The following is a 24,879-nucleotide window of genomic DNA, read 5'->3' on the forward strand; positions in this document are numbered from 1 at the left end:
CCGCCCCCGCCACGGTCCGGGCGGGGAATGCGGTAGTCCCGGCCCTGTTCAGCCGTCCCACGACCAGTCCGCCACCTCCGGCAGGTCCGTGCCGTGTTCCCGGATCCAGACGTGGTGCCGCTGCCGGGCGTCCGCCATCCGCTGGCGTACGGCGGCCGCCCGCACCGCCAGACCGGGGACGCGGTCGATGACGTCCATCACGAGGCGGTACCGGTCGAGATCGTTGCGGACCACCATGTCGAACGGCGTCGTGGTGGTGCCGATCTCCTTGTACCCGCGCACGTGCAGGTGCTTGTGGCCCGTGCGCCGGTAGGCGAGGCGGTGGATCAGCCACGGGTAGCCGTGGTAGGCGAAGATGACCGGCTTGTCGGCGGTGAAGAGGCCGTCGTACTCGAAGTCGCTCATCCCGTGCGGGTGTTCCTCGCTCGGCAACATCCTGGCGATGTCGACGACGTTCACCACCCGCACCATCAGCTCGGGCAGCTCGTGGCGCAGCAACTGGGCCGCCGCCAGCACCTCCTGGGTGGGCACGTCGCCCGCGCAGCCCAGCACCACATCCGGCTCGCGGGTACCGTCCTCGGTGCCCGCCCACTCCCAGATGCCGGCGCCGCGCGCGCAGTGGATCTGCGCCTCTTCCATCGACAGCCAGTCGAAGCAGGGCTGCTTGCCGGCCACGACGACGTTGACGTAGTCGCGGCTGCGCAACACGTGGTCCGCCACCGACAGCAGGGTGTTGGCGTCCGGCGGCAGATAGACCCGCACCGCCTCCGGGCTCTTGTTCAGGATGTGGTCGACGAACCCGGGATCCTGGTGGGAGAAGCCGTTGTGGTCCTGTCGCCACACATGGGAGGTGAGCAGGTAGTTGAGGGAGGCGATGGGGGCACGCCAGGACAGGTGGCGCGTGGTGCGCAGCCATTTGATGTGCTGGTTGACCATCGAGTCGACGATGTGCACGAACGCCTCGTAGCAGGAGAACAGCCCGTGCCGCCCGGTCAGGAGGTAGCCCTCCAGCCAGCCCTGGCAGGTGTGTTCGGAGAGGATCTCCATGACCCGTCCGTGCCGGTCGAGGTGTTCGTCGACAGGAAGGGTCGCGGCCTGCCAGGCCTTGCCGCTGGCGCCGTAGACGGCCTGCAGCCGGTTGGAGGCCGTCTCGTCGGGGCCGACCAGGCGGAAGTCACGGCGGTCGGCGGTGGCCGCCATGACGTCCTGGAGCAGGTCGCCGAGGACACGGGTCGGTTCGTGCAGGGTGGCGCCGGGCTTGTCGACCGCCACGGCGTACCGCTCCAGCGGCGGCAGGGGCAGCTCGCGCACCAGGAGCCCGCCGTTGGCGTACAGGGTGGACCCGAGCCTGCGGGTTCCCTCGGGGATGCAGGCGAGTACGTCCGGGCGCGGGGCACCGTGCTCGTCGAAGAGTTCTTGGGGGCGGTACGACCGCAGCCATCGCTCCAGCTGCCGCAGGTGCTCGGGGTTGTCCCGGACCCCGGCGAGCGGCACCTGGTGGGCGCGCCAGGTGCCCTCAACCGGCAGCCCGTCGACCACGGCCGGGCCGGTCCAGCCCTTCGGGGTGCGCAGCACGATCACCGGCCAGCGGGGCCGGTCCGTGGCCCCGTCGTCGCGGGCGGCCCGCTGCAGGGCGGTGATGCGGTCCACGGCGGTGTCCATGGCGGCGGCCATCGCGCGGTGTACGGCCGCAGGGTCGTCGCCGGTGACGTGGATCGGGTCGTGGCCGTAGCCCCTGAGCAGGTCGTCGAGTTCGGTCTCGGGGAGCCGGGCCAGCACGGTCGGGTTGGCGATCTTGTAGCCGTTGAGGTGCAGGATCGGCAGGACGGCGCCGTCGTCGACCGGGTCGAGGAACTTGTTGGAGTGCCAGGAGGCGGCCAGCGGTCCGGTCTCCGCCTCGCCGTCGCCGATCACGCAGGCGACCAGGAGGTCCGGATTGTCGAGGGCGGCGCCGTAGGCGTGTGCGAGGGAGTATCCCAGCTCGCCTCCTTCGTGGATCGAGCCCGGGGTCTCCGGGGCGACATGGCTGGGCACCCCGCCGGGGAAGGAGAACTGCTTGAACAGCCGGGCCATGCCCGGCGCGTCCCGGGTGATGTCCGGATAGGTCTCGGTGTACGACCCCTCCAGCCAGGAGTTGGCCAGCACGGCGGGGCCCCCGTGGCCCGGTCCCCAGATGCACAGGGCGTTCAGGCCGCGGGCCTTGATGAGGCGGTTGAGGTGGGTGTGCACGAGGTTGAGGCCGGGTGAGGTGCCCCAGTGGCCCAGCAGGCGCGGCTTGACGTGCTCCGGCCGCAGCGGTTCGGTCAGCAAGGGGTTGGCCATGAGGTAGATCTGGCCGACGGAGAGGTAGTTCGCGGCGCGCCAGTGGGCGTTCAGCGTGGCGAGCTCCTCGTCCGTGAGCCCGGCGGGCGCCTGCTGCGTGTCGACGGACATCGGGATTCCTTCCGGATCGGACGGCGATCGGGGCGTGACGCATGCCCGGGCGGGCACGGCACCACCCTCCGGCGGACCGCCGGGTGCCCGACAGGGCCGTTCGGTCCACGGCCGCCGGCAAGCCGGTCCCTTCGGACCGGCTCTGGGCTGAGGTCCACCCCTGCGGTCCACCCCGTACAGCGTCCGTCCGCCGGTGAGCGCCGGCCTGGTGGCCGGCTCCGACTGGAGGTGCGCGAACACTCTTGGGGGGACGGCGTCCAAAACACGGACCGATACCTGACGGCCTCGACTTCTCAGTGCAGCGGCCCGCGCAGGGGTGCGCGGGGTGCCCGGCGGAAAGCCGGCCAGGCGTTGAGTTCGAGCAGCCGGACGACCCGGTAGCGGTGTGGCCTGAACGGCTCGTAGAACTCCTCGATCTCGTCGTCCGCCAGCGGCCGGCCGAGCAGGGCCATCCCCGTCATCCGGCCGAGGTGGTAGTCACCCAGCGGCAGCGCATCGGCGTCGCCGAGCGCGCGGTGACCGACCTGGGCGGCCGTCCAGGTGCCGATGCCGGGCAGCCTCGCCATCAGCTCGTAGGCCCGGGCCGGGTCTCCGGCGGCCTGGTCGAGCCGTACGGCGTGGCGGGCGGTCAGGATGACGGTGCGGGAGCGCTGCAGGTCGACGCCGGCCCGGCGCCATTCCCAGCTCGGGAGGGTCCGCCAGACCTCCGGCGAGGGCGGAACCCGCATGCCCACGGGCGCGGGACCGGGCGCCGGCTCCCCATGTGCCCGGACCAGACGGCCGAAGGACGCGGTGGCGTCCAGGCCGATCACCCGCTGCTCGATGACCGCCGGGACGATCGCTTCGAAGAGACGGCCGGTGCACGGCACACGCAGGCCGGGCATCCGCCGGCAGGCGGCCCGGAGGACCGGATGCCCGGGCCGGAACAGGTCGGGCCGGTCACCCGCGCCCAACTCGGTGCGGATGCGGTCGACGAGCTCGGCGGCCCCGGCTCCCCAGGCATCGATCTGCAGGTCGTCCAGGCGCTGCTGCCGGATGCGGTATGTCACCGGTCCGGATGCCGTCAGCGCCGAGCGCCACAGCGTGCCGTCCGCCTCCACGCGGTGGGTGGGGTCGTCGCGTCCACGGCGGAGACTCTCCAGGGTCAGCCGCGCGTCCACGGCGAAGCGGGGCTGCCAGTGCAGGGACCGATCGGGCGCCGGTGCGTGTCGTGCCTGCGTGCGTGAGCGTGAGCCGGTCACGAAGACCATCGTGACGCTACCGCCGCCACCGCTCGAATCGGGATCCCAGCACAGGTCGCAGGGGCGGCCTGGCGGGTGCTGATGGGCAACCGCGAACTACGTCGGTTCACCGGGCCCTCGGCGCCGTGCGATCGGGGGACTCCCGCATGTGGAGGAAGCGGCCGTGCCATGAGTGGTACCAGACCGCGCCGGTGGTCGCGTCGACGGAGAGCATGCCGACGATGTGGTGATCGCGCAGGGTGTGCAGGGTGTAGTAGCCGGGGAACCGATCGGCTTCGGCGGCGTGCAGTCCGGTGTGGTGCTCGCTCAGCCACTGGTCCGCGATCCGTACCGCCTGGCCGGGCCCGACCGCCGGTGCGCCGGTACTGCGGGATGCGGGCATCATTCCGCAGACCGTGTTCCACATCATGGCCGGGCCAAACTCCAAGTGCACGGTGCCGCCCCGGGGGCGACGAGGACTTCGGTGGCGGGGCGGCCGTCGGGGGCGACGAGTTCGGCGTAGAAGCCGTTGCTGAACCGCATGACCTCCCCGACCCGCAGGCCCCACCGGTCGGCGAAGCGCCCGGCGGCACGGTCCGCATCGGCGATGCCGCGGACGGGGCCCGCGAGGGAAACGGCGCCCGTCATCACCCCAGGGCCCGGACGCCATGGCCCGGAACCGACGCCCATGAACCACACGAGCGAGGCGATGAGCGCGGCCACGGCCGCGACCAGCACCGCCAGGAAGAGCGATCGGCGCGTCAGCCCGGTCACCGGGGCGCCGGCTTGTGGGCGGCGAGGCGCCGGCGCGCCTCGGTGTAGGTGTCCGCGTCGATCTCGCCGGTGGCGAAGCGCCGGTCGAGGATCTCCTCCGGCGTCTCTCTCGGCTGCGGAGCGCCGTGGGTGCCCTCGCCACGCGTTGTCGGGTGTTGGGCGAAGCGGATTCCCGCCCACACGGCCACAGCGATCAGCGCGATCCACAGCAACGGCATGAAGGCCATCCACGCCCAGCCGCCATCCCAGTACATCATCGCAGCTCACCTGCCCAGGGGGTCCTGCTCACCACTCTTGCCGGGAGCAGCGAACGGCGGCAGGGGCCCTTCGGCCTCATCGCAGGACCTGTGGGGCACCTCTCCGCCAGGTGCAGGGGATGACGCGGTTCACGCCGCCTCGAAAATACCCCCCGGGGTAATCTGCTACCGTCGACATATACCCCGGGGGGTAATTTCACCGGAAGGGAGTCCCTGTGTTCTTCGTCGACACGATCGAGGTGGCCGGGCTCGGCAACCGCAGCTATCTGGCGGGTGGCGAGCGGACGGCCGTGGTGGTCGATCCGCCCCGTGACATCGACCGGATGATCGGCGCCGCCGCACGGCGCGGGGTGCGGATATCCCACGTCGTCGAGACGCACCTGCACAACGACTACGTCACCGGCGGGCCGGAGCTGGCCCGGGTCACGGGCGCCGCCTACCTCGTCCCCGCCGCCGCCCGGGTCTCGTACGAGCGCGTACCGGTGCACGACGGCGACCACCACGAGATCGACGCCGGCGCCGCACTGGTGCTGCGCGCGATGGCAACGCCCGGCCACACCCCGCACCACACGTCGTACGCGCTGGAGGAGGACGGCACGGCCGTCGCCGTGTTCACCGGCGGCTCACTGCTGATCGGCAGCGTCGGCCGGCCCGACCTGGTCGAACCGCGGCTGACGGAAGACCTCGCCCGGGCCCAGCACGCCTCCGCGCACCGTCTGGCCGCCGAACTGCCGGACGACGCCGCCGTGCTGCCCACGCACGGCTTCGGCAGCTTCTGCTCGGCCGGCCGGGCGGAGGGCACGTCGACCACGATCGGCAAGGAGAAGGCGTCCAACACGGCCCTGATCCGGGATGTGGACAGCTTCGTCGCCGACCTGCTCGCCGGTCTGGACGACGTTCCCGCGTACTACGCCCACATGGGCCCGGCGAACGCCGTGGGACCGGCGCCCCTCGACCTCACCACGCCCTCCCTCGCGGACGCCGACGAGATCGCCGGCCGGCTCGCCGCCGGGGAGTGGGTGGTCGATCTCCGCAACCGGGTCGCCTTCGCCGAAGGGCATGTCGCCGGCTCGTTCAACTTCGAGGCCGAGGGACAGCTCGCCACCTACCTGGCCTGGCTGATCCCCTGGGGCAAGCCGGTGACCCTGCTCGCCGAGTCTGCCGACCAACTCTCCGCGGCACAGAGGGAGTTGGCCCGCGTCGGCATCGACCGCCCGGCAGCCGCGGCCACCGGAGACCCGACGCGCTGGGCACGGAAGGGCGAAGCTCTCGCCTCCTTCCCCCGGGCCACGTTCGCCGACCTCGCGCGGCACTCCGGGGACGGGATCGTCGTACTGGACGTCCGCCGGGACTCGGAACGGGCGTCGGGCCATGTGGCGGGATCGGTCCACATCCCCGTCCACGCCCTGCACCGCCGTCTCGACGAGGTCCCCGGCGGGCAGGTGTGGGTGCACTGCGCGGGCGGCATGCGCGCCGCCATCGCCGCCTCCCTGCTGGACGCCGTGGGCCGTGACGTCGTCGCGGTCGACGACCGCTTCGACTCGGCCGAGAAGGCCGGGCTCACCGTCCACACCCCCTGACGGCGTCCGCCGCAGAGCATCGCAGCCGAGAAGAACAGGAGCGAGAACCACGATGAGCCTCTTCGGACGTGGCCGGGGCGGCCCGGCGCGGGTGACCGCGCAGGAGGCCGCCGCACGCACGGACTCCGCGCGGGCGGCCGCAAGCAGCGGGGCCTGCGTGCTGCTCGACGTACGGGAAGCCGACGAATGGCAGGCCGGCCACGCCCCCGGCGCGGTACACCTGCCCCTCACGGCGCTGGCCGCCGGTGCCCGGCTGCCCGCCGAGGCGCAGGCGCGGCCGGTCGTCGTGATCTGCCGTTCGGGCCGGCGCTCCCGGCGGGCCGCCGAACTGCTGCGGGCCAGGGGCGTCGAGGCCGTCGACGTCATCGGCGGCATGCAGCAATGGGCCGGGGCGGGGCTGCCGGTCGTGGACGCGCGGGGCGGGAACGGGACCGTCGCGTGAGCGCTGTGATACTCGCGCTGATCGCCGGCGCCGTCATCGGCCTGGCGCTCGGCGCCCTGGGCGGCGGCGGCAGTGTGCTGGCCGTGCCCGCCCTGATCTACCTGCTCGGATTCACCCCGGTCGCGGCCACCACGGCCAGTCTGGTCATCGTCACCGTCACCTCCGCCACCGCCCTGACCGCGCACGCCCGCGACGGGCAGGTCCGCTGGCGTACGGGGCTGCTGTTCGCGGCGGCCGGGATCGGCCCGGCCATGCTGGGCGGCGCGCTCGCCGGACGCCTGCCGGCGGCCGCGCTGACCGTGGCCTTCGCCGTGGTCGCGGCCGTGGCCGCGGTACGCATGCTCAGGCCCCGCTCGGACCCGGACGGCACCGTCCACGTACGGCCGGGGCGGGCGGCGGCCGCCGGCGCCGGACTGGGCGCCGTCACCGGCGTGCTCGGTGTGGGCGGCGGCTTCCTCGCGGTCCCCGCCCTGGTCAACGTCCTCGGCATACGAATGCGGGCCGCCGTGGGCACCAGTCTGCTCGTCATCACCGTCAACTCACTGGCGGCGCTGGCGATGCGCACCGGTAGGGCCGACGGCCTGGACTGGTCGGTCATCGGACCGTTCGCCGGAGCGGCGATCCTGGGCGCCTGGGACGGCAAACGCCTGTCGGCGAAGCTGTCCGGGCGAACCCTGCAGCGGGTCTTCGCTCTCGTGCTGCTGGCGGTGGCGGGCCTCATGCTGGTCGATGCGGCGGTGGGATGACCGCGCAACCGCGTTTCCCTACGCCAGCGACAGGAACAGCTTCTCCAGCCGCGCGCGCATCGCCTCGGTGTCCTCACCGTTCTTGCGGCCCGACTCGATGTCGGCCACGCACTGCTGCAGTCCGGTGGCGATGATCGCGAAACCGGCCCGGTCGAGTGCCCGCGAGGCGGCGGCCAGCTGCGTGATGACGTCCTCGCAGTCCCGCCCCTCCTCGATCATCCGGATCACGCCGGAGATCTGGCCCTGCGCACGCCGCAGCCGGTTCAGCACGGCCCTCAGGGACGCGCCCTCAAGCTCCAGTTCCACGCTCACACTCCTCGAAAAATACCCCTAGGGGTACTGTACGTCCCGGCTCGGGGCGGCGGCGAACATCAAGGATCACATCTGCCATGACCACCACTCCCCTCACCCTCGACACCGACCAGGCCCGCGCCCGGCTGGACGAAATCACCGTCATCGACGTGCGCACCCCGGGCGAGTACGCCTCCGGCCACCTCCCCGGCGCCCTCAACATCCCCCTGGACCGCATCCGGGGCGCGCTGCCCGAGATACGCCACGCCGCCGGTCGCGGCGACGTCCTCGTGGTGTGTGCCTCCGGCGCCCGCTCGGAGAGGGCGTGCGGGCTGCTGGCCGAAGAGGGCATTGCGGCGGCCACCCTCACCGGCGGCACCAGCGCCTGGGCCGCCGACGGACACGACCTGCACCGGCCGGCCGGCTGCGACACGCGGGCCGGCTGGAGCATGGAGCGTCAAGTGCGCTTCACCGCGGGCACGGTCGTACTTCTGGGCCTGCTCCTCGGCCTGCTGGTGCATCCGGCCTTCCAGCTCCTCTCGGCCGGTATCGCGGGCGGTCTCGTCTTCTCCGCGCTCACCGACACCTGCGGCATGGCCGTCGTACTGGGCAAGCTGCCGCTCAACCGCCCCCGCCCGGCGGACCTCGCCGCGACGCTCGCGGCACTGCGCCGGGGCTGAGCGCCGCCGCCCTTCGAGGAGTCGCGGCCCGGCCGACTCTCTTGTCAGGCAGTACCGTTGCGCGGCCGGGCGTCGGCGGGCTGCTCGGCCACGCCGACCCGCTGAAGAAGCAGGCGGGCCAGACCGCGTGCCTCGTCCGGGGTGAGTGCCGCCCAGACTCCCGGTTCGCCACCCCGGTCCTCCCCCACGTCCAGGGCTATCCGGCTGACGGGCCGGTCCGGGTGTCCCAGCAGCAGGCGGTGTACTTCGATCCTGCGTCCGCACCTGGTCACCAGAAGCGTCTCTTCGGCTCCGCTCTCGTCGTTCGTGCAGAGCCGGTCCTCCGCTGCCGTCGCCATCGGCCTCACGTCCCTCCGCCGTTCGGTTCCTCCACCGGCGGCCTCTATACCCGTCGGGGTATCAGCAACAGCGCTTCCAGAGGGCGAGTTGTTCCCTCGTGCCCCTCAGCGCGGCTCTGTCAGCCGAACAGGCTGCGCACCCTGATCGTCTCGACGTGCCGCCACGAGCCGCCGGGCAGCAGCAGCCAGTCGCCCTTCGTCGACGAGGCCCTGCGTACGACGGCGGTCCGCTCCGCCCTGCGCGTCGGCAGCCGGGAGCCACAGCTCTGCGCCTTGGCCCGCGGTCGGGCCCGCGCCCCCTTGCTCATGGCTCCTCCCGCGACATGAGGTGCGGCAGGTCGTCCGCGTTCGTCTGCATGAGCACCCACTTCCCGAACATCATCGTCCTTTTCTCGGAGAATCGCCCTCGGACGGCACGCCGTGATCAAGCCCCGCAACTGTCGACAACGCTCGTGATCGGTACACCCGGGAACGCGTTGCCCTGGCGAGAACGCGGGACCACGTGCAGCGTGGAGACGAAGGTGGCCGATCGACGGGGCGGGAAAGCCGCAGGAGAGGTGGGACGCATGGACAGGGATACCTCCGAGCCCCGGGTGGTCGTCGGTGTCGACGGATCGCCGTCCTCGTACGAGGCCCTGCGCTGGGCCGTCCGGTACGCGGGCCTCGTCGGCGCCACCGTGGACGCGGTCGCGGTGTGGGAGCTGCCAGGGCTCCACGGCTGGTCGGCGCCCGCGGTGGACACGGATGTCGACGAGGAGGAGACCCGGCAGCAGATGCGGAAGGAACTGACCGAGGCGCTCGGCGCGGACGCGGCCGGCTCGGTCCACAGCCATGTGGTGCACGGCAACGCCGCCGACGTGCTGCTGCGGGCCGCCGAGGGAGCCGAACTCCTGGTCGTCGGCAGTCGCGGCCGGGGCGGGTTCGCCGCCGCCCTGCTCGGCTCGGTCAGCCAGCACGTGTCGCAGCACGCGAGCTGCCCGGTCGTGATCGTGCGCGCTCAGGACCAGTGACCCGTCTCCGGATCGGTTCGTGGCAGGGCGCGCGACACACATACCGGACTTCCCATGACGGCCCTGGAACCCTGCTCGGGTGCGTGGACGCTCTCGGATGCTCAGGTCCGTGTCGGTGGGACGACGAGGACCGGGCAGCGGGCGTAGTGCAGCACTCCCTGGCTGACCGAGCCCAGCAGCATCCCTGTGAAGCCGCCGTGCCCTCGTGTGCCCACGACCAGGCCCAGGGCGCCGGCGGAGGCGTCGGTGAGGGCCTGTACCGGATGTCCGACGGCCACCTCGTGCCGCAGGTCCACGTCGGGATAGCGGGCATGGCGGCCGGCCACGGTCTCCGAGAGCAGCCGCCGGCACTGCTGCTGGACTCCGTACTCGTCGAAGATCCGCAGCGGTCCGGGCTCCCAGACATACAGTGCCCGCACCTGGGCACCGCGCAGCGAAGCCTCCTCGAACGCCAGGTCCACGGCGGCCGTCGAGTGCTCGCTGCCGTCGACGCCGACGACGTAGAACCCGGGCTCCCCGGTGGCGTGCTCCGCTTCCGGGACGACCACCACGGGGCAGTGCGCCCTGGCCATCAGGGGCAGGGCGACCGCGGCGGAGCCGAACACCTCCTGCGCCCGGCTGAGGTGCTGCGAGCCCAGTACGACGGCGGTGGCGGTGCGGCTCTCCTCGCCCAGCACCCACACGGGGTCGCCTTCGGCGAGTACGGCGTCCACCTCGACCTCGGGATGCCGGTCCGCGACGAAGTCCACGGCCTCGGCGAGAACCTGTTTTCCGCTCCGGTGGAGCTCTTCGTTCCACCCCGCCCAGGACGGCGGGACCTCCGGCCTCCGTTGCCCCCTGGTCGGCACACCCTCGGCGCGGACCGGCCGCAGCGGCACGTGGCGGCGGGCCGCCTCGTCGGCCGCCCAGGCCAGCGCCGCCTGTCTGACGGGGTCCGTCTCCACACCGACCACGATCGGCCGGCGCTCACTCGACCCGGACATGATCGCCTCCAGCCGGGAAGTCGCTTCGCCGCGGTGGCGCGGACCTGCTGCGGTTCCTGCCTCCGCCGTCCGATCCCATGCAAGGCGCGCGCCGTACGAGGTGCCAGGGGCCGTTGGTCCCTGCTTCGGGCAGGTCGGCCCGCCCGTTCGCAAGTCTGCAAAAGGGGCCTTGAGGACCCATGTCATGGGCTGTTCGGCCTCAGCACGGGAACGTCGGGCGCGCTGCACTGAAAGCAGGCGAAGACCGAGGAGGTACGGCCATGGGCACACTCACCCGCAGGCAGCGGATCCCCTTCCCGGACATGCCGGAATGGTTCGAGACCATTCCGAGCAAGTTCGCGATGTCCTCCGTCCGGATCGAGGACTACACGGAGAACGACCGTTACGTCGTGCGTGCCGAGCTTCCGGGCATGTCCCCCGAGGACATCGACGTCGTCATCGGCGACGGGGTGCTCACGGTGAAGGCCGAGCGGACCGAACGGGACGTGGACAAGAACCACAGCGAGATCCGGTACGGCGCGCTGAGCCGCAGCGTGACGCTGCCGACCGGCGCCGACGAGGACGACGTGACTGCCGACTACACCGACGGCATGCTGACCGTCAGCGTGGGCCTCAGCACCGAGAAGGCGGAGGCCAGGCACGTCGAGATCCGGCACGGCAGCTGACGCACCCGTTCACTCACCGGCGGGCTCGATGCGGGCACGCCGGTGCGTCGCACTCCGCGGGCGGCATGCCGAGCCGTCGGCCGTCCCCACAGGCTCATGCGCCTCTCAGTGGCCCGGGCGTTCCCCGTTGCCCTGCGGCTCCAGGTGGGAGGCGAGGACCGCCGCCTGGACCCGGCGCTGGACTCCCAGCTTCGCCAGCATCCGCGAGATGTGGTTCTTGACGGTCTTCTCCGACAGGTACAGCCGCTTGCCGATCTCCCGGTTGGTGAGACCGTCGCCGATCAGGGCGAGGATGTCCCGTTCGCGGGGGGACAGACTCGCCAGCTCGGACGGCAGCGACGGGGCCTGCGCCGGGTCGGTGCGCAGGGAGCGCATCAGGCGGGCCGTGGTCGCCGGGTCGAGCATCGACTGTCCCGAGGCGACGGTACGCACGGCGGAGACCAGGTCCGAACCCTTGATCTGCTTCAGCACATAGCCGGAGGCTCCGGCCATGATGGCGTCCAGCAGGGCGTCCTCGTCGTCGAATGAAGTCAGCATCAGACAGGCCAGCTCCGGCATCCGGCTGCGCAGCTCCCGGCAGACCGAGATGCCGTCGCCGTCCGGGAGCCGCACGTCGAGCACGGCGACATGCGGGTGCAGCGCGGGCCCGCGAGCGAGCGCGTGCTCGGCGGTGTCCGCGTCACCGACCACGGAGATGTCCGGTTCGGCGTCGAGCAGGTCGGCCAGGCCGCGTCGTACGACCTCATGGTCGTCCAGCAGGAACACCCGGATCGGGTTCTGCTCCGTGAAGGTACGTGTCTCGGTCATGACGACCTCTTGTTCCCCGGGAAGGACGGGCCGCGGGCTGCCCACGTGGCCGATCGTCCGTCCGGCAGTGCCGTACGGGCTAGGGCCGATCGGCCCTGCTCACTCCCTGGTCGTCGCGCGCGAGGTCGAACTGCACGTCCACCACGCCTTCCACGGCCCGCACCAGGCGCGCGGCCACCGGGACCAGGGCGGTGTCGCGGATCCGTCCCGTCAGCGTGACGACTCCGTCGTGCACGTCCACCTGGATCGCCGAGGCCGGCGGAGGGAGGAGGTACGCGACGGTCTCGCGCCGGACCTCCTCGGCGATGGCGTCGTCGTCGCGCAGGAAGACCTTGAGCAGGTCGGCGCGGCTGACGATGCCCGCCAGCAGTCCGGCCTCGTCCACCACCGGCAGCCTCTTGACCCCCTCGCGCGCCATGGTGCGCGCGGCTTCGGCGAGGGTGGCGTTCGCCCGGACCGTGACGGCGGGCGACGACATGAGGTCTGCTGCGGTGAGGGCGCCTGCCTTCGCCATGTCGACCGGCCGGCGAAGCCGGAGGTAGCCGGTCTCCGGGTTGTCCCGCAGTTCCTCCGTGGGCAGCAGGTCGGCCTCGGAGACCACGCCGACCACCCGGCCCTCGCCCTCGATCACGGGCAGGGCGCTGACCTGCCAGTCCTGCATCAGCCGGACGATCTCCTTGAAGGGGGCATGCGGCCCCACGGCGGCGACCGTGAGGGTCATGACATCGCTGACGATGTGCGGGGTGCCGTACATGGTGACCTCCGTGAGCCGTGCCGGCCGGTCCGTTCTCAGCATGTGCCGGTGCCCGGGACCCGGCCAGGGGCCACCGGTCCCCCGGGTGGGCCGTTCGGCTCCGCGGATGTACTCGAGGAAGTACACAGGGATGGTGTGCCGGTCCTCGGGGCCGGACGGCCCCCTGCAGGGACGTGCGGCCTCTCACCCCGCCGGCGTGGCGGCGTCACGCTGGAAACCGGATCCTCGTCCCAGGAGGTGTTGCGCGATGCCGGGAACGGTCACGGTAGGTCTCGACGGGTCGCCCGAGAGCAGGGCCGCTGCTGAATGGGCGGCGCGCGAAGCAGCGCTGCGCGGTCTGCCGCTGAAGATCGTCCATGTCTGGGAGTCGGCGCCCGAACCCATGGCCCAGGCCCCGCTGCTCGGCGACGAGACCCAGCAACAGTGGACCGAGGAGGTTCCCCGTGAGGCCGCCGAGGGGCTGCGGCTGCGCCATCCGGGTGTCGAGGTGATCACCGACCGGTTCACCGGGAATCCGGCCCATGCCCTCACCGAGGCGGCGGATGCCGCCGAGCTGATGGTGCTGGGCTCGCGTGGCCTCGGCGGGCTCGCCGGTTTCATGGTCGGCTCGGTCAGCCTGGCCGTTCTCGCCCACGCCGAACGTCCTGTGGTGCTGGTCCGGGCCGGAGAGCAGGCCGCCGACGAGCACAAGCCGGACCCCGCGGGCGTACCGTCCGCCGCGGCTCCCTTCCGGCCCGTCGTCCTCGGCCTCGACATCGCCACCCCCGACGAGACGCTGCTCGGGTTCGCCTTCGACGCCGCCGCCCGCCGAGGCGCGTCCCTCCGGGTCGTGCACGGCTGGAGCGAGCCGCCCACCTCCTTCTACCGCTTCTACGGTGACGCCGAGCTCTACGACGAGCTCGCCCGTGGGCAGGCCAAGGCCCTGACCGAGGTGCTGCGGTCCTGGCGGCGGAAGTTCCCGGACGTGGAAGTGATCGAGGCGAGCCGGTGCGGCGGTGCGGCGCAGGTTCTCGTCGACGCGTCCCGCGAGGCCTCCCTGGTCGTCGTGGGCCGGCGCGTCCGCACCAGCCCGCTGGGCGCCCATATCGGGCATGTCGCGCATGCCGTGCTGCATCACATCGTGGCCCCGGTCGCCGTGGTTCCGCACGACTGATCCTCCGAGAGAGCGGTGAGCACGTTGGACCTTCCGATCGTCGTCGGCGTCGACGGTTCCGAACCGAGCCTGCGGGGCGTCGACTGGGCGGCCGACGAGGCCGCCCTGCGCGGGGCCCCGCTCCGGCTGGTGTACGCCTCCCTGTGGGACCGCTACGAAGGCGCCCTGCTCGCGCAGGAACTCGACAAGCCGCTGGAGGAGGTGATGGCCCGGGATGTCGTCGGTGCCGCGGAGGAGCGCGCCCGACGCCGCAGGCCGCAGTTGAAGATCGCCACCGATGTGCTGCCCGAGGAGCCGGAGCACGGACTCGTACGGGAGAGCGACACCGCCCTCGCCGTGGTGGTGGGGTGTCGTGGCCGCAGCGGCATGGCCGAGGCACTGCTGGGTTCCGTCAGCCTCGCGGTCGCCGCGCACGCGCGGTGCCCGGTGATCGTCCTGCGCGGCAGCCCCGACGATCAGGCTCGCGCCGGCATCCGGGGACGGATCGTGCTCGGGGTGAGCGAGAGGGCGGCCGGCTCGGCCGCCGTTCGGTTCGCCGTCGAGGAGGCGTCCCTACGCGGGGTTTCCCTGGAAGCCGTGCGGGCCTGGCGGCGCCCCGCGCACGCGAACACCGGCCCGGCGCACCTCACGGAGCAGCAGGCCGTCGAGTCGCTGAAGGAGGCCCTTCGCGACGCGCCCGCCGAGCTGCAGGTGGACCGCCGCACCGTCGAGGGCCACGCCCGCGACGCCCTGATCGCCGTCTCCCGTGAGGCCGACCTGCTCGTCGTCGGCGCCCGGCGCAGGCACGGCCCCTTCGGCCTCCAGCTCGGCCGCGTCGCCCACGGGGTGCTCCACCACGCGGCCTGCCCGGTGGCCGTCGTACCGGAACCCGCCTGACATTCCCGGGCCGTACACCGCCGCCGGTGCCGCTTGCGGCCGGTCACCGCTGCGGTGGCGCAGGCGGGCCCTCAGCAGCCGTCCGAGGTCCTCGCTTCCGGCCCGTCCGTCCGGCTCACCCCGTCCTGTGCCCCCAGCGGGGCTCCACCAGATTCCACTCCTGGTCCCAGCGGGCCATGCGCCGCCGGTCGAGCCACACCCGTCCGAGCGCTCCGGCCCCGTACACCGGGGCGGCGACGGCCAGTGCGGCCGCCGTGCCGAAGAGAGCGGCCTCGATCGCGCCCTCGGTGGGGTTCGCCGGCCTCGAGGGGGTGAGGCCGCCCTGGTCGTCCTGCCAGGCCACCACTCCGGCACCGGCCTTCAGACCGCTGTCGACCAGCGTGTCACCGGTACGGGGAGTGCCGTCCGGGGCGGTCCAGCGCACCGGCGCCCGGACCAGGCCGGCCGCCGGCCAGGCGGCCGTGCCGCCGTACGGTGCGTCGGCGAGCAGCACGGCGCGCACGGGATGCCGGTGGGCGCGCTGCGCAGCGAACACATCCCCGGCCGCGCGCGCCGTCAGCACCCCGGCGACCGCCCCGCCGACCACGACCACGATCCAGACGGCCAGGACGAGCCAGGCCTCCACGACGTCCTCGTGTCGCCGCAGCGGATTGCTCCGCCAACGCCACAGCCCGGACTTCGCGTTCATCACGCCGCTCAGCCCTGGGGTCCCGGCAGCGACTGAGGGGGTCGTGTGTGCACCTCGAAGACGCCCCCCAGCCCGGTGACCCGCAGGATCCGGCGGAGGCTCGCGCTCTCCGTGATCAGCCGCAGTCGGCCCTGCCGGGCCAGCATCCGGTTGCGTGCGCGGCACAGGACCCCGAGTCCGGCGCAGTCGATGAACGTGACCGGTCGCAGGTCGAGCACCAGGTCGAGCTCGGGGCCGGTGGTGAGCGCGTCGAGCCGTAGCGAGAGCGCGGGGGCGGTCAGCACATCGATGACGCCGTGCAGGGACACGACGGTCGCTCCGCCGGCCACGCGATGGGCCACGTGCACTTCAGGTGCGGTGTGCTGCCCAGCGACGTGAGCCGTGTCGTTCTCGGACATGACACGAGCGAACCGGGCGGGCCGCACGGGGCGGTAGGGCCATCCGGCCCTGACTGCGGTCCGTACGGGACACTGCAGGACCTCGTGGCGGCAGCGGACCCCGGTGGGCACCGCCCGGCCGCGGGGCGAGGGCCGGACGGCCCAAGCGGCATCGCTCCCCCACTCGCGAAGCTGAAGGTGCGCGCGGCCGTTCCGCCGTCGTGCCGGAAACACGATCCCGCGGCGGACGGACGAAGAGGCGACGAGGAGCTGCCATGAAGGGCTTCGTGTTCCACGGTCCGGGGCAGGCGTCCTGGCAGGACGCCCCGGACCCCGCCATCAAGGAACCCACCGACGCCATCGTGCAGGTCGGCGCCGTGACCATCTGCGGGACGGACCTGCACATCCTCAAGGGCGACCTCCCCGAGGTCCGCACCGGCACGGTGCTCGGGCACGAGGCGGTCGGCGAGATCGTCGAGGTCGGCAGCGACGTGCGCACCGTACGGCCGGGGGACCGGGTGCTGGTGTCCTGCATCACCTCGTGCGGCCGGTGCCGGTTCTGCCGGGACGGCTCCTACGGCCAGTGCCGGGGCGGCGGAGGATGGATCCTCGGCCATCTGGTCGACGGCACCCAGGCCGAGTACGTCCGCGTGCCCTGCGCCGACCTGTCCGTGCATGCGCTGCCCGCCACCGTGCCCAGCGAGGACGCCGTCCTGCTCGCGGACATCTTCCCGACCTCCTACGAGGTCGGTGTCCTCAACGGGCACGTGCGCCCCGGCGACACCGTCGCCATCGTCGGCGCCGGACCCGTCGGACTCGCGGCCGTCGCCACGGCGCGCCTGTTCTCCCCGGAACGGATCATCTCGGTCGACATGGCTCCGGCCCGGCTGGAGGCGGCCCGGCGGCTCGGTGCCGACGCCGTCGCCGACGCCCGCGAGGAACCCGGCCAGCTGGTCGCCGATCTGACCGACGGGCTCGGCGCGGACGTGGTCATGGAGGCGGTGGGTGTCCCCGAGAGCTTCGAGCTGTGCACCCGCATGGTCCGTCCCGGCGGGCACGTGGCCAACATCGGGGTGCACGGCAAGCCCGCGACGCTGCACCTGGAAGACCTCTGGATCAAGAACGTGACCATCACGACCGGCCTGGTGGACACCTACTCCACACCCACCCTGCTGCGAATGGCCGCCGCGGGCCGGCTGCCGACCGGGCAACTGGTGACCCACACCTTCCCGCTCGACCATATGGAGGAGGCCTACGACGTCTTCGCCCAGGCTGCCGAGACCGGTGCACTCAAGATCGTGCTCGGCGGGGAGCAGCACGCGGAAGTGGCCGTTCCGGCGGCATGACGCAGAAGGGACGTGACGGTCGCGTGCCGGCCCGTCCACGCGCGGCGATCGGTTGCCGGATCGCGCCTCCACCCGGCCCGAGAGGGGATACCGTGTGGAGAAACCCATCGGTTCAGCGCCAGGTGCCGATGGGAACTGGAGGACCTGGTGGACGGTTCGGAGGAGCCCCGCGTCAGACTGCCGCAGCTGAAGCTCGACGAGCTGCTCGAGGAGCTGCAGGCCCGGATCAACGCGGCGCGTGGCACGCAGAACCGGGTGCACAGTCTGCTGGAGGCCGTCCTCTCCGTCGGCCGGGAACTGGACGTGGAGCAGGTCCTGTACTCCATCGTGGAGGCGGCCGCGGCGCTCGTGGACGCCGAGTACGCCGCCCTCGGCGTCATCGGACCCGACGGCACCAGGTTGTCCGCCTTCCACACGGTGGGCGTCACCGAGGACCAGATCGCCGCGATCGGCCCCTTTCCGGAGGGGCACGGCATCCTGGGCGAGCTGATCCGGCACCCGCATTCGCTGCGGATCCCGGAGATCTCCCGGCACCACGCCTCGTACGGCTTTCCGCCGGGCCATCCGCCGATGAAGAGCTTCCTCGGTGTCCCGATCCGGGTCCGCGACCAGGTCTTCGGAAACCTCTACCTGACCGAGAAGCGCGGCGGCGTGGAGTTCGACGAGGAGGACGAGTCGGTGCTGTCCACGCTGGCCGTGGCCGCCGGGGTGGCCATCGACAACGCGCGCCTGTACGAGGACGCCCGGCTGCGCGAGCGATGGCAGCGGGCGAACGCGGAGATCGGCCACAGCCTGATGTCCGGCACCGACCGGGCCGAGTCGCTGGGGCTGATCGCCGAGCGTGCCCGGGAGATCTCGGGCTCGGCCCTGGCGGCTGTCGCCATGCCCATGGAGGGCACGAAGTCGCTCACCGTGGAGATCGCCGTCGGAGTGGACGCGGAGGCGCACCGGGGACTGGTGCTGCCCATGGACTCGAGCCTCATGGGGCTGGCGTACACCGCGACCGCCCCGGTCACCAGCGGCGATGTCATCCACGATGCACGGATCACCCCCGAGCCGCCGCGCTTCGAGGGGCTCGGCCCCGCCGTGGCCGTCCCGATCGGCACGGGTGAGCGCGGGGTACGTGGCGTGGTGCTGGTGGCCCGCGAAACCGGCCGGCCGGTCTTCCTGCAGAAGGAGACCGAGTTGCTGCAGGGGTTCGCCGCCCAGGCCGCGATCGCGATGGAGCTGGCCGACCGCAGGCAGGACGCCCAGCAGATCGCGCTGCTGGAGGACCGCGACCGCATCGCCCGGGACCTGCACGACCTCGCCATCCAGCGGCTGTTCGCCACCGGGATGACCCTGCAGAGCGCGGGCCGTTTCATCGAACACCCCGAGGCCTCCGAACGGGTACTGCGGGCCGTGGACGACCTCGACGAAACCATCAAGATCATCAGGTCGACGATCTTCGGGCTGCGGGCCCGTACGGGCACCGCCGACAGCGGGCTGCGGGCGAGGGTCGTCCGCGCGGTCGGCGAGGCGGCCCCCGTCCTGGGCTTCGCCCCCAGCGTGCGCATGGAAGGCCTGGTCGACACCGATGTGCCGCCCGAGACCGCCGACCACGTCGTGGCCGTGCTGACCGAGGCCCTCACCAACATCGCCCGGCACGCCCACGCCGACCGGGCCCAGGTGGCACTGGCGACCGACGGCCGCGAGGTGCGTCTGAGGGTCTCGGACAACGGCGTGGGCATCCCCTCCGGTGGCCGGCGCAGTGGGCTGCTCAACATGGCCGAACGGGCGGAGAACCTCGGCGGACGGCTCGACGTGACCAGCCCCGAGGAAGGCGGCACCGCACTCGACTGGCACGTCCCGCTGCCCGCCGAGTAGGCCGCGCCACTCCTCGGTTCCCTCGCCGCGGAGCGCGCGGGGCCGACGGGGCCTGGGATCGGGACCACTCGGCCCATGCCGCGAACGGATCCGCCGCCGCAGTCTGAAGGTGTCCGCGACGGCATCCACCCCTCTGGAGGACGCGCCATGAACGGCACTCCGGTCCTCGTGGCCGACGTGATGACGCCCCGGGTCGTCGCCCTGCGTACGGGGGCGGCCTTCAAGGACATCGTGAAGGTCATGCGGGAGTGGCAGGTCAGCGCCCTGCCGGTGCTGGACGACGCCGGCCGTGTCGTCGGCGTCGTCTCCGAGGGCGATCTGCTGGCCAAGGAGGAGTACCGGGGCGGTGACATCGGCCGGTACGGGGAGGTTCGGTACCCCGCCGAGGTCCGTAAGGCGGACGCCGTGACCGCGGGCGATCTGATGACCGCCCCGGCCGTCACCGTGGCGGCCGACGCGACGCTCGCCCACGCCGCGCGCCTCATGGCGCGCACCAGGGTCAAGCGGCTGCCGGTCGTCGGCCGCGACGGCACCCTGCGTGGCATCGTCAGCCGCTCCGACCTGCTGAAGGTGTTTCTGCGGGACGACGAGGAGATCGCCGAGGAGGTCGGGCGCGAGGTCGTCGTACGCCTCTTCGGCCCGCGCGCCGCCACCGTCCGGGTGGAGGTGCGTGACGGTGTCGTCACGCTGGCCGGCCGGGTCCGTGAAACGGCCCTGATCCCGGTCGCGGCGCGGCTCGCACGGGCCGTGGCGGGCGTGGTGGACGTGCACTGCGCACTGGCCGGACCGCCTCGCCGTCCGAACCTCGACCCCGACCTCCCCGAGACCGACAGGGTGCGCACGCCCTGACGGACGGCGCCGGCCGCGCCACACGCGCCACAGAAGACGGCGACGCTGACACGGACGGCCGCATTCCTCAGTCGGCACCGGCCGCGGTGAGCCTGCAGTCCACGCCCACGACCCCCTCCACGCCGTGCGTCAGGCGTGCGGCGAGCGGAATCCGCGCGCCGTCCTGCACCCGCCCGGTCAGGGTCACGACGCCTTCGGTGACCATGACGTGGACCGGCTCGACCGGGGCCGGGAAGAGCGGGTCGACGACATCGCGCCGGATCTCGTCGGCCAGGTCGTTGTCCGGCCGCAGGAACACTTTCAGCAGGTCCCCTCGGCTGACCACACCTTCCAGCACGCCCTCCGCGTTCACGACGGGCAGCCGCTTGACATGCCGCAGCGCCATGATGCGTGCGGCCTCGGCCAGCGTGGCGTCGGCGTGCACGGTGACGGCCGGGGTGCTCATCACCTCGTCGGCGCACACGGCCCCCGCCTTGGCGAGGTCCGACAGCCGGCGCAGCTGTGTGAACCGGTCCGGATCGCTGTTCCGGAACTCCTCCTTGAGCAGCAGATCCGCCTCGGACACCACGCCGACCACCCGGCCGTCGCCCTCCAGCACCGGCAGGGCACTGACCCGCCACTGGTCCATGCGCTCGACGATGTCCTTGAACGGAGCCTTGCGGCCCACGGCGACGACGGCTCGCGTCATCACATCGCTCACCCGGTGCGGGCTGCTGTCCATGGCGCTCTCCTCACCGGACCGGGGTCACGTCGGATCACCGCTGCCATAAGGGGCGTAGAGGTCGAGCAGCCGGACCCGGGAGGCATGCAGCCGTTGGGCGACCACCCGCCCCACCCAGACGGCGACCGCCCGGCCGAACTCGGGCTCTTCGGCGCAGACCGCCCGCACGGCCCCGGCGTCGAACTCCCAGGCGCGCACCGGGCTCAGGGCCTCGGCGCCCAGGTGCCACAGGTACGGCGGGAAGTGCCAGGACCAGCCGACCAGTTCGCCCGGTCCGAGGGTCTCGATGAGGGCGGGCCGGCGGCCCGGTACATGCAGGTCGAGGGCGACGGTGCCGGTACGCACGATCCAGAACCGGTCGGCGCGCCGGCCCTCCTCGAACAGGCGGGACCCGGCCTCGAAGGTGACCTCGTGCGGCAGGCGCATCAGCCGTTCGCGGTGGACGGGTTCCAGAGCCGCGCTCATGGTGGTGGTGGTCATCGCACCGGCTCCCTTCGTGGCCTCTGCTTCCAGCGTGGTCGCGTCCGGTCGAGGGCGCCACGGGCCACTCGGGCCGGGCCTGGGGTCCTTCGGCCCCGAGCCGGACGTCCGCGCCGAGCGGGTGTGCGCCGGATCAGTCGCCGGAGTCCTTCGACCCCGTCGCCGTCTTCGAGTAGGCGTCGTGCCAGGCGGCCTTCGCTCCGGAGTCGCCGATCCGGTAGACGTCCACGACCGCTCCCACCGCGACGGCCAGCGAGAGCACGCCGACGACGATCCGTACCGGAAGGGCGGACCAGCGCGTGCCGCTGCCCCGTCCGGGCTCCGCGGAAGCACGCCGCCCCGCCCACCACACGGCCGCCGCCAGCACGAAGAGGCCCAGGGCCCACGGCAGCAGTCCGTCGCCCAGCTCGGTGTGCCGGCGTACCAGGGCGTCGTCGTCCACGTGCCGTTCCAGCCACTCGCCGGCCTGCGTGGTCAACGGCACGCTGACCAGGGCCACGAAGGCGAGGACCGGGAGCAGGACGCCCAGCCGCCGGGCGGCGCGCGGCCAGAGCGCGGCCGTGACGAGGGCCAGCGCGGTGAGGGGTATCAGCACGACGACCACGTGCACGAAGAGGACATGGGCGGGCAGACCGTTGATCAGAGTCATCGAGGGGCTCCTGAGCGGGGTGCGGGCGCGCGCCAGCCTGCCACAGCCACCTCTCAGCCAGCTCTCAGTCAGTTGAGCCACTTGAGTCGCTTGAGTCACCTGTGGAGGCGGTGCGTGTGCAGTGCCGCCGCGTACACGTCTGCCGTCGTCGCCGCGGCCGTGTCCCAGCCGAAGCGACGGGCATGCCGGGCCGCGCCCGCGCCCATCCGGGCGGAGAGTGCCGGGTCGTCGGCGAAGGCGCACAGCGCCCGCGCGTAGTCCACCGGATCGTGCCCTCGTACGAGAACGCCGCTCACGCCGTTTCTCACCGCCACCGGAAGACCCGCCCACCTCGGCGGCGATCACCGGTGTGCCGCAGGCCTGTGCCTCGATGGCGACGAGGCCGAAGGACTCGCTGTAGGACGGCATGACCAGAACGGACGCCGCCCGGTACCAGTCGGCGAGCTGGTCCTGGCCGACCGGCGGGCGGAACAGGACGACGTCGGAGATGCCGAGCCCGGCCGCCAGCTTCTGCAGTCCTTCCGGCTTGGCCCGACCGCTGCCGCTCGGCCCGCCCACCACGGGGACCGTGATGCGCTCGCGGAGCCACGGCCGGTCCGCGAGCAGTCCGGCCACCGAGCGCAGCAGGATGTCGGGCGCCTTCAGCGGCTGTATGCGGCCGGCGAAGAGCGGGATCAGGGCGTCCTGCGGAAGGCCGAGGCGGGCGCGGGCGGCGGCCCGGCCGGCCGCGATGCCGGACGTGTCGGGCCGGAACCGCTCCAGGTCGACCCCCGGGTGGACGACGGCGACCCGGTCGGCGTCGGCGTCGTAATGACGCAGGAGTTCCGCCGCCTCCCTCTCGGTGTTCGCTATCAACCGGTCAGCCGCCCGTACGACTTGTGTCTCGCCGGTCACCCGGTTCGCGGGCTCGGGGGTGTCTCCCGCGGCGAGGGAGGCGTTCTTGACCTTGGCCATGGTGTGCATGGCGTGCACCAGCGGGACGCCCCAGCGTTCGGCGGCCAGGCGGCCGACGTGACCGGAGAGCCAGTAGTGCGAGTGCAGCAGGTCGTAGTGACCGGGGCGGTGGTCGGCCCAGGCCTGCGTCATGCCGTGGGTGAAGGCGCAGAGCTGCGCGGGAAGGTCCTCCTTGGCCAGACCTTCATAGGGTCCGGCGGTCACGTGTCGTACCAGGACTCCTGGTGCCAGTTCGACGCTGGGCGGGAGTGCGGCGGAGGTGGCCCGCGTGAAGATCTCCACCTCGATGCCGATGGCGGCGAGGCGCTTGGCGAGTTCGACGACGTAGACGTTCATTCCGCCGGCGTCGCCGGTGCCCGGCTGGTGCAGCGGTGAAGTGTGCACGCTGAGCATCGCGATGCGCCGGGGTCGGCTGTGCGCGCCGGACGACCGCGGCCTCGGGGGGCGCCTGCGCAGCACGCTTCCTCGCCCGGTGACCACCTCAGCACTCGATGACGTTGACGGCGAGTCCGCCGCGGGCGGTCTCCTTGTACTTGACCTTCATGTCGGCGCCGGTCTCCTTCATGGTCTTGATGACCTTGTCGAGGGAGACGTGGTGGCGGCCGTCGCCACGCATGGCCATCCGGGCGGCGGTCACGGCCTTGACCGCGGCCATGCCGTTGCGCTCGATGCACGGGATCTGCACCAGGCCGCCGACCGGGTCGCAGGTCAGGCCGAGGTTGTGCTCCATGCCGATCTCGGCGGCGTTCTCCACTTGTTCCGGGCTGCCGCCCAGCACCTCGGCGAGGCCGCCCGCCGCCATCGAGCAGGCGGAGCCGACCTCGCCCTGGCAGCCGACCTCGGCGCCGGAGATGGAGGCGTTCTCCTTGAAGAGCATGCCGATCGCGCCCGCGGCGAGGAGGAAGCGGACGATGCCGTCCTCGTCGGCGCCGGGGACGAAGTTGATGTAGTAGTGCAGGACCGCCGGGATGATGCCGGCCGCGCCGTTCGTGGGGGCGGTCACGACCCGGCCGCCGGCGGCGTTCTCCTCGTTCACCGCCATGGCGTAGAGCGTCACCCACTCCATCGCCCGGCTCGCCGGGTCTCCCTCGCTGCGCAGCGCCCGGGCCGCGGCGGCGGCCCGGCGGCGGACCTTCAGACCGCCGGGGAGGATGCCCTCGCGGGACAGGCCGCGGGAGACGCAGGCGGCCATGACCCGCCAGATCTCCAGCAGTTCCGCGCGGATCTCGTCCTCGGTGCGCCAGGCCTTCTCGTTCTCCAGCATCAGCGCGGAGATGGACAGGCCGGTCTCGCGGGCGAGTCGCAGCAGTTCGTCGCCGGTGCGGAACGGGTGGGCCAAGTCGGTGTCGTCGGGCTTGATCCGGTCGGCCCCTACGGCGTCCTCGTCGACCACGAAGCCGCCGCCGACCGAGTAGTACGTCTTCTCCAGCAGCGGGAGACCGTCGGCGTCGTACGCGAAGAGGGTCATTCCGTTGGCGTGGTACGGCAGCGCGCGCCGGCGGTGCAGGATCAGCTGGGTCGAGGCGTCGAAGTCGATCTCGTGGGCGGTGCCGATCTCGGCACCGAGAAGGCGGATGCGCCCGGTGCTGCGGATCCGCTCCACGTCCTGCTCGGCCTGGGTGACGTCGACCGTGTGCGGTTCGTTGCCCTCCAGGCCGAGCAGGACGGCCTTGGGGGTGCCGTGGCCGTGGCCGGTGGCACCGAGGGAGCCGAACAGCTCCGCGCGCACCGCGGCGGTCTGGGCCAGTACGCCGTCCTTCTTCAGCCGGGCGGCGAACATCGCGGCGGCGCGCATCGGGCCGACGGTGTGCGAGCTGGACGGGCCGATGCCGATGGAGAACAGGTCGAAGACGCTGATTGCCACGCCATACTCCGTGGGGTGGGCGGAGCGTGCCGGGCATGTCCTGGTACGCCCCTGGGGGCGGGGTCATGGGTTGGGA

28 protein-coding genes and 1 pseudogene are annotated in these 24,879 nt (G+C 72.5%); 11 read left to right on the forward strand and 18 right to left on the reverse strand.

The window, feature by feature from the left end:
• Positions 1–48: 48 nt before the first annotated feature.
• The 5 genes from ACWCQS_RS12580 to ACWCQS_RS12600 form a co-directional block, all read right to left on the reverse strand.
• The gene (locus tag ACWCQS_RS12580) at positions 49–2,433 is read right to left on the reverse strand and encodes a phosphoketolase family protein (RefSeq protein ID WP_451004418.1); all 2,385 of its coding nucleotides are present in this window, start codon (positions 2,431–2,433) and stop codon (positions 49–51) included.
• Positions 2,434–2,726: 293 nt separating this feature from the next.
• Complete coding sequence (locus tag ACWCQS_RS12585; RefSeq protein WP_451004419.1) at positions 2,727–3,674, reverse strand: DNA-3-methyladenine glycosylase family protein; 948 nt, start codon at positions 3,672–3,674, stop codon at positions 2,727–2,729.
• Positions 3,675–3,780: 106 nt separating this feature from the next.
• Positions 3,781–4,059 (reverse strand): hypothetical protein, encoded by a 279-nt coding sequence (locus tag ACWCQS_RS12590; protein WP_451004420.1) that lies wholly within the window; start codon positions 4,057–4,059, stop codon positions 3,781–3,783.
• A 20-nt stretch (positions 4,060–4,079) separates the two neighbouring features.
• Positions 4,080–4,427 (reverse strand): hypothetical protein, encoded by a 348-nt coding sequence (locus ACWCQS_RS12595; protein ID WP_451004421.1) that lies wholly within the window; start codon positions 4,425–4,427, stop codon positions 4,080–4,082.
• The gene (locus ACWCQS_RS12600) at positions 4,424–4,684 is read right to left on the reverse strand and encodes an SHOCT domain-containing protein (RefSeq protein ID WP_451004422.1); all 261 of its coding nucleotides are present in this window, start codon (positions 4,682–4,684) and stop codon (positions 4,424–4,426) included. The genes ACWCQS_RS12595 and ACWCQS_RS12600 overlap by 4 nt, the downstream gene beginning before the upstream one ends.
• A 215-nt stretch (positions 4,685–4,899) precedes the next feature.
• On the opposite strand from ACWCQS_RS12600, the gene ACWCQS_RS12605 reads away from it, so the two are divergent.
• Genes ACWCQS_RS12605 through ACWCQS_RS12615 form a run of 3 tightly spaced genes read left to right on the forward strand, consistent with a single transcriptional unit; the run spans position 4,900 to position 7,452 of the window.
• On the forward strand, positions 4,900–6,264 hold the full coding sequence (locus tag ACWCQS_RS12605; protein ID WP_451004423.1) for a rhodanese-like domain-containing protein: 1,365 nt from the start codon (positions 4,900–4,902) through the stop codon (positions 6,262–6,264).
• 52 nt (positions 6,265–6,316) lie between these two features.
• Entirely contained in the window at positions 6,317–6,706 is a 390-nt protein-coding gene (locus tag ACWCQS_RS12610) for a rhodanese-like domain-containing protein (protein ID WP_451004424.1), read from the forward strand.
• Complete coding sequence (locus tag ACWCQS_RS12615) at positions 6,703–7,452, forward strand: sulfite exporter TauE/SafE family protein (protein ID WP_451004425.1); 750 nt, start codon at positions 6,703–6,705, stop codon at positions 7,450–7,452. Before ACWCQS_RS12610 ends, ACWCQS_RS12615 begins: the two co-directional genes overlap by 4 nt.
• An 18-nt stretch (positions 7,453–7,470) precedes the next feature.
• Here ACWCQS_RS12615 and ACWCQS_RS12620 read toward each other — a convergent pair whose 3' ends face one another.
• Complete coding sequence (locus tag ACWCQS_RS12620) at positions 7,471–7,758, reverse strand: metal-sensitive transcriptional regulator (RefSeq protein WP_323376122.1); 288 nt, start codon at positions 7,756–7,758, stop codon at positions 7,471–7,473.
• Between the two features lie 83 nt (positions 7,759–7,841).
• Between ACWCQS_RS12620 and ACWCQS_RS12625 the strand changes: the two genes are divergently transcribed.
• A complete protein-coding gene (locus tag ACWCQS_RS12625) occupies positions 7,842–8,423 on the forward strand; it encodes a rhodanese-like domain-containing protein (protein WP_451004426.1) in 582 nt (193 codons plus the stop codon).
• A gap of 44 nt (positions 8,424–8,467) precedes the next feature.
• On the opposite strand, the gene ACWCQS_RS12630 is transcribed toward ACWCQS_RS12625, so the two are convergent.
• On the reverse strand, positions 8,468–8,761 hold the full coding sequence (locus ACWCQS_RS12630; protein ID WP_451004427.1) for a hypothetical protein: 294 nt from the start codon (positions 8,759–8,761) through the stop codon (positions 8,468–8,470).
• A gap of 119 nt (positions 8,762–8,880) precedes the next feature.
• On the reverse strand, positions 8,881–9,069 hold the full coding sequence (locus ACWCQS_RS12635) for a hypothetical protein (protein ID WP_388629951.1): 189 nt from the start codon (positions 9,067–9,069) through the stop codon (positions 8,881–8,883).
• A 258-nt stretch (positions 9,070–9,327) separates the two neighbouring features.
• Between ACWCQS_RS12635 and ACWCQS_RS12640 the strand changes: the two genes are divergently transcribed.
• The gene (locus ACWCQS_RS12640) at positions 9,328–9,771 is read left to right on the forward strand and encodes a universal stress protein (protein ID WP_451004428.1); all 444 of its coding nucleotides are present in this window, start codon (positions 9,328–9,330) and stop codon (positions 9,769–9,771) included.
• Between the two features lie 101 nt (positions 9,772–9,872).
• Here the strand turns inward: ACWCQS_RS12640 and ACWCQS_RS12645 are convergent, their stop codons facing one another.
• Complete coding sequence (locus ACWCQS_RS12645) at positions 9,873–10,754, reverse strand: universal stress protein (protein WP_451004429.1); 882 nt, start codon at positions 10,752–10,754, stop codon at positions 9,873–9,875.
• A 260-nt stretch (positions 10,755–11,014) separates the two neighbouring features.
• On the opposite strand from ACWCQS_RS12645, the gene ACWCQS_RS12650 reads away from it, so the two are divergent.
• On the forward strand, positions 11,015–11,419 hold the full coding sequence (locus ACWCQS_RS12650; RefSeq protein WP_451004430.1) for an Hsp20/alpha crystallin family protein: 405 nt from the start codon (positions 11,015–11,017) through the stop codon (positions 11,417–11,419).
• 105 nt (positions 11,420–11,524) lie between these two features.
• On the opposite strand, the gene ACWCQS_RS12655 is transcribed toward ACWCQS_RS12650, so the two are convergent.
• Positions 11,525–12,226 carry a response regulator gene (locus ACWCQS_RS12655; protein WP_451004431.1) on the reverse strand — a complete coding sequence of 234 codons (702 nt, stop codon included), beginning with the start codon at positions 12,224–12,226 and terminating at the stop codon, positions 11,525–11,527.
• A gap of 79 nt (positions 12,227–12,305) precedes the next feature.
• A complete protein-coding gene (locus tag ACWCQS_RS12660; RefSeq protein ID WP_451004722.1) occupies positions 12,306–12,980 on the reverse strand; it encodes a CBS domain-containing protein in 675 nt (224 codons plus the stop codon).
• Positions 12,981–13,227: 247 nt separating this feature from the next.
• Here ACWCQS_RS12660 and ACWCQS_RS12665 point away from each other — a divergent pair, with 247 nt between their 5' ends.
• Positions 13,228–14,133 (forward strand): universal stress protein, encoded by a 906-nt coding sequence (locus ACWCQS_RS12665; protein ID WP_451004432.1) that lies wholly within the window; start codon positions 13,228–13,230, stop codon positions 14,131–14,133.
• Between the two features lie 24 nt (positions 14,134–14,157).
• Positions 14,158–15,009, forward strand: coding sequence for a universal stress protein (locus ACWCQS_RS12670; protein ID WP_451004723.1), 852 nt, complete (start codon positions 14,158–14,160; stop codon positions 15,007–15,009).
• 115 nt (positions 15,010–15,124) lie between these two features.
• Here the strand turns inward: ACWCQS_RS12670 and ACWCQS_RS12675 are convergent, their stop codons facing one another.
• Positions 15,125–15,697, reverse strand: coding sequence for an Rv1733c family protein (locus tag ACWCQS_RS12675; RefSeq protein ID WP_451004433.1), 573 nt, complete (start codon positions 15,695–15,697; stop codon positions 15,125–15,127).
• Between the two features lie 8 nt (positions 15,698–15,705).
• Positions 15,706–16,095 (reverse strand): STAS domain-containing protein, encoded by a 390-nt coding sequence (locus tag ACWCQS_RS12680; RefSeq protein ID WP_451004434.1) that lies wholly within the window; start codon positions 16,093–16,095, stop codon positions 15,706–15,708.
• A gap of 254 nt (positions 16,096–16,349) precedes the next feature.
• On the opposite strand from ACWCQS_RS12680, the gene ACWCQS_RS12685 reads away from it, so the two are divergent.
• The 3 genes from ACWCQS_RS12685 (at position 16,350) to ACWCQS_RS12695 (ending at position 20,135) form a co-directional block, all read left to right on the forward strand.
• A complete protein-coding gene (locus ACWCQS_RS12685; RefSeq protein WP_451004435.1) occupies positions 16,350–17,420 on the forward strand; it encodes a zinc-dependent alcohol dehydrogenase family protein in 1,071 nt (356 codons plus the stop codon).
• A 147-nt stretch (positions 17,421–17,567) separates the two neighbouring features.
• Positions 17,568–19,286: a sensor histidine kinase gene (locus tag ACWCQS_RS12690; RefSeq protein ID WP_451004436.1), complete on the forward strand. Its 1,719-nt coding sequence runs from the start codon at positions 17,568–17,570 to the stop codon at positions 19,284–19,286.
• 147 nt (positions 19,287–19,433) lie between these two features.
• Positions 19,434–20,135 (forward strand): CBS domain-containing protein, encoded by a 702-nt coding sequence (locus tag ACWCQS_RS12695; RefSeq protein WP_451004437.1) that lies wholly within the window; start codon positions 19,434–19,436, stop codon positions 20,133–20,135.
• 67 nt (positions 20,136–20,202) lie between these two features.
• On the opposite strand, the gene ACWCQS_RS12700 is transcribed toward ACWCQS_RS12695, so the two are convergent.
• From ACWCQS_RS12700 to ACWCQS_RS12720, 5 genes and pseudogenes are all read right to left on the reverse strand, one after another.
• Entirely contained in the window at positions 20,203–20,856 is a 654-nt protein-coding gene (locus ACWCQS_RS12700) for a CBS domain-containing protein (RefSeq protein WP_451004438.1), read from the reverse strand.
• 24 nt (positions 20,857–20,880) lie between these two features.
• The gene (locus ACWCQS_RS12705) at positions 20,881–21,336 is read right to left on the reverse strand and encodes a Crp/Fnr family transcriptional regulator (protein ID WP_451004439.1); all 456 of its coding nucleotides are present in this window, start codon (positions 21,334–21,336) and stop codon (positions 20,881–20,883) included.
• Between the two features lie 133 nt (positions 21,337–21,469).
• Entirely contained in the window at positions 21,470–21,985 is a 516-nt protein-coding gene (locus ACWCQS_RS12710; RefSeq protein ID WP_451004440.1) for a DUF2231 domain-containing protein, read from the reverse strand.
• A gap of 95 nt (positions 21,986–22,080) precedes the next feature.
• A pseudogene (gene mshA / locus ACWCQS_RS12715) lies at positions 22,081–23,398 on the reverse strand (D-inositol-3-phosphate glycosyltransferase).
• Positions 23,399–23,420: 22 nt separating this feature from the next.
• A complete protein-coding gene (locus ACWCQS_RS12720) occupies positions 23,421–24,803 on the reverse strand; it encodes an L-serine ammonia-lyase (RefSeq protein ID WP_451004441.1) in 1,383 nt (460 codons plus the stop codon).
• Positions 24,804–24,879: the final 76 nt, after the last annotated feature.

The sequence above is a fragment of the Streptomyces sp. NPDC002076 genome (genome assembly GCF_053593835.1).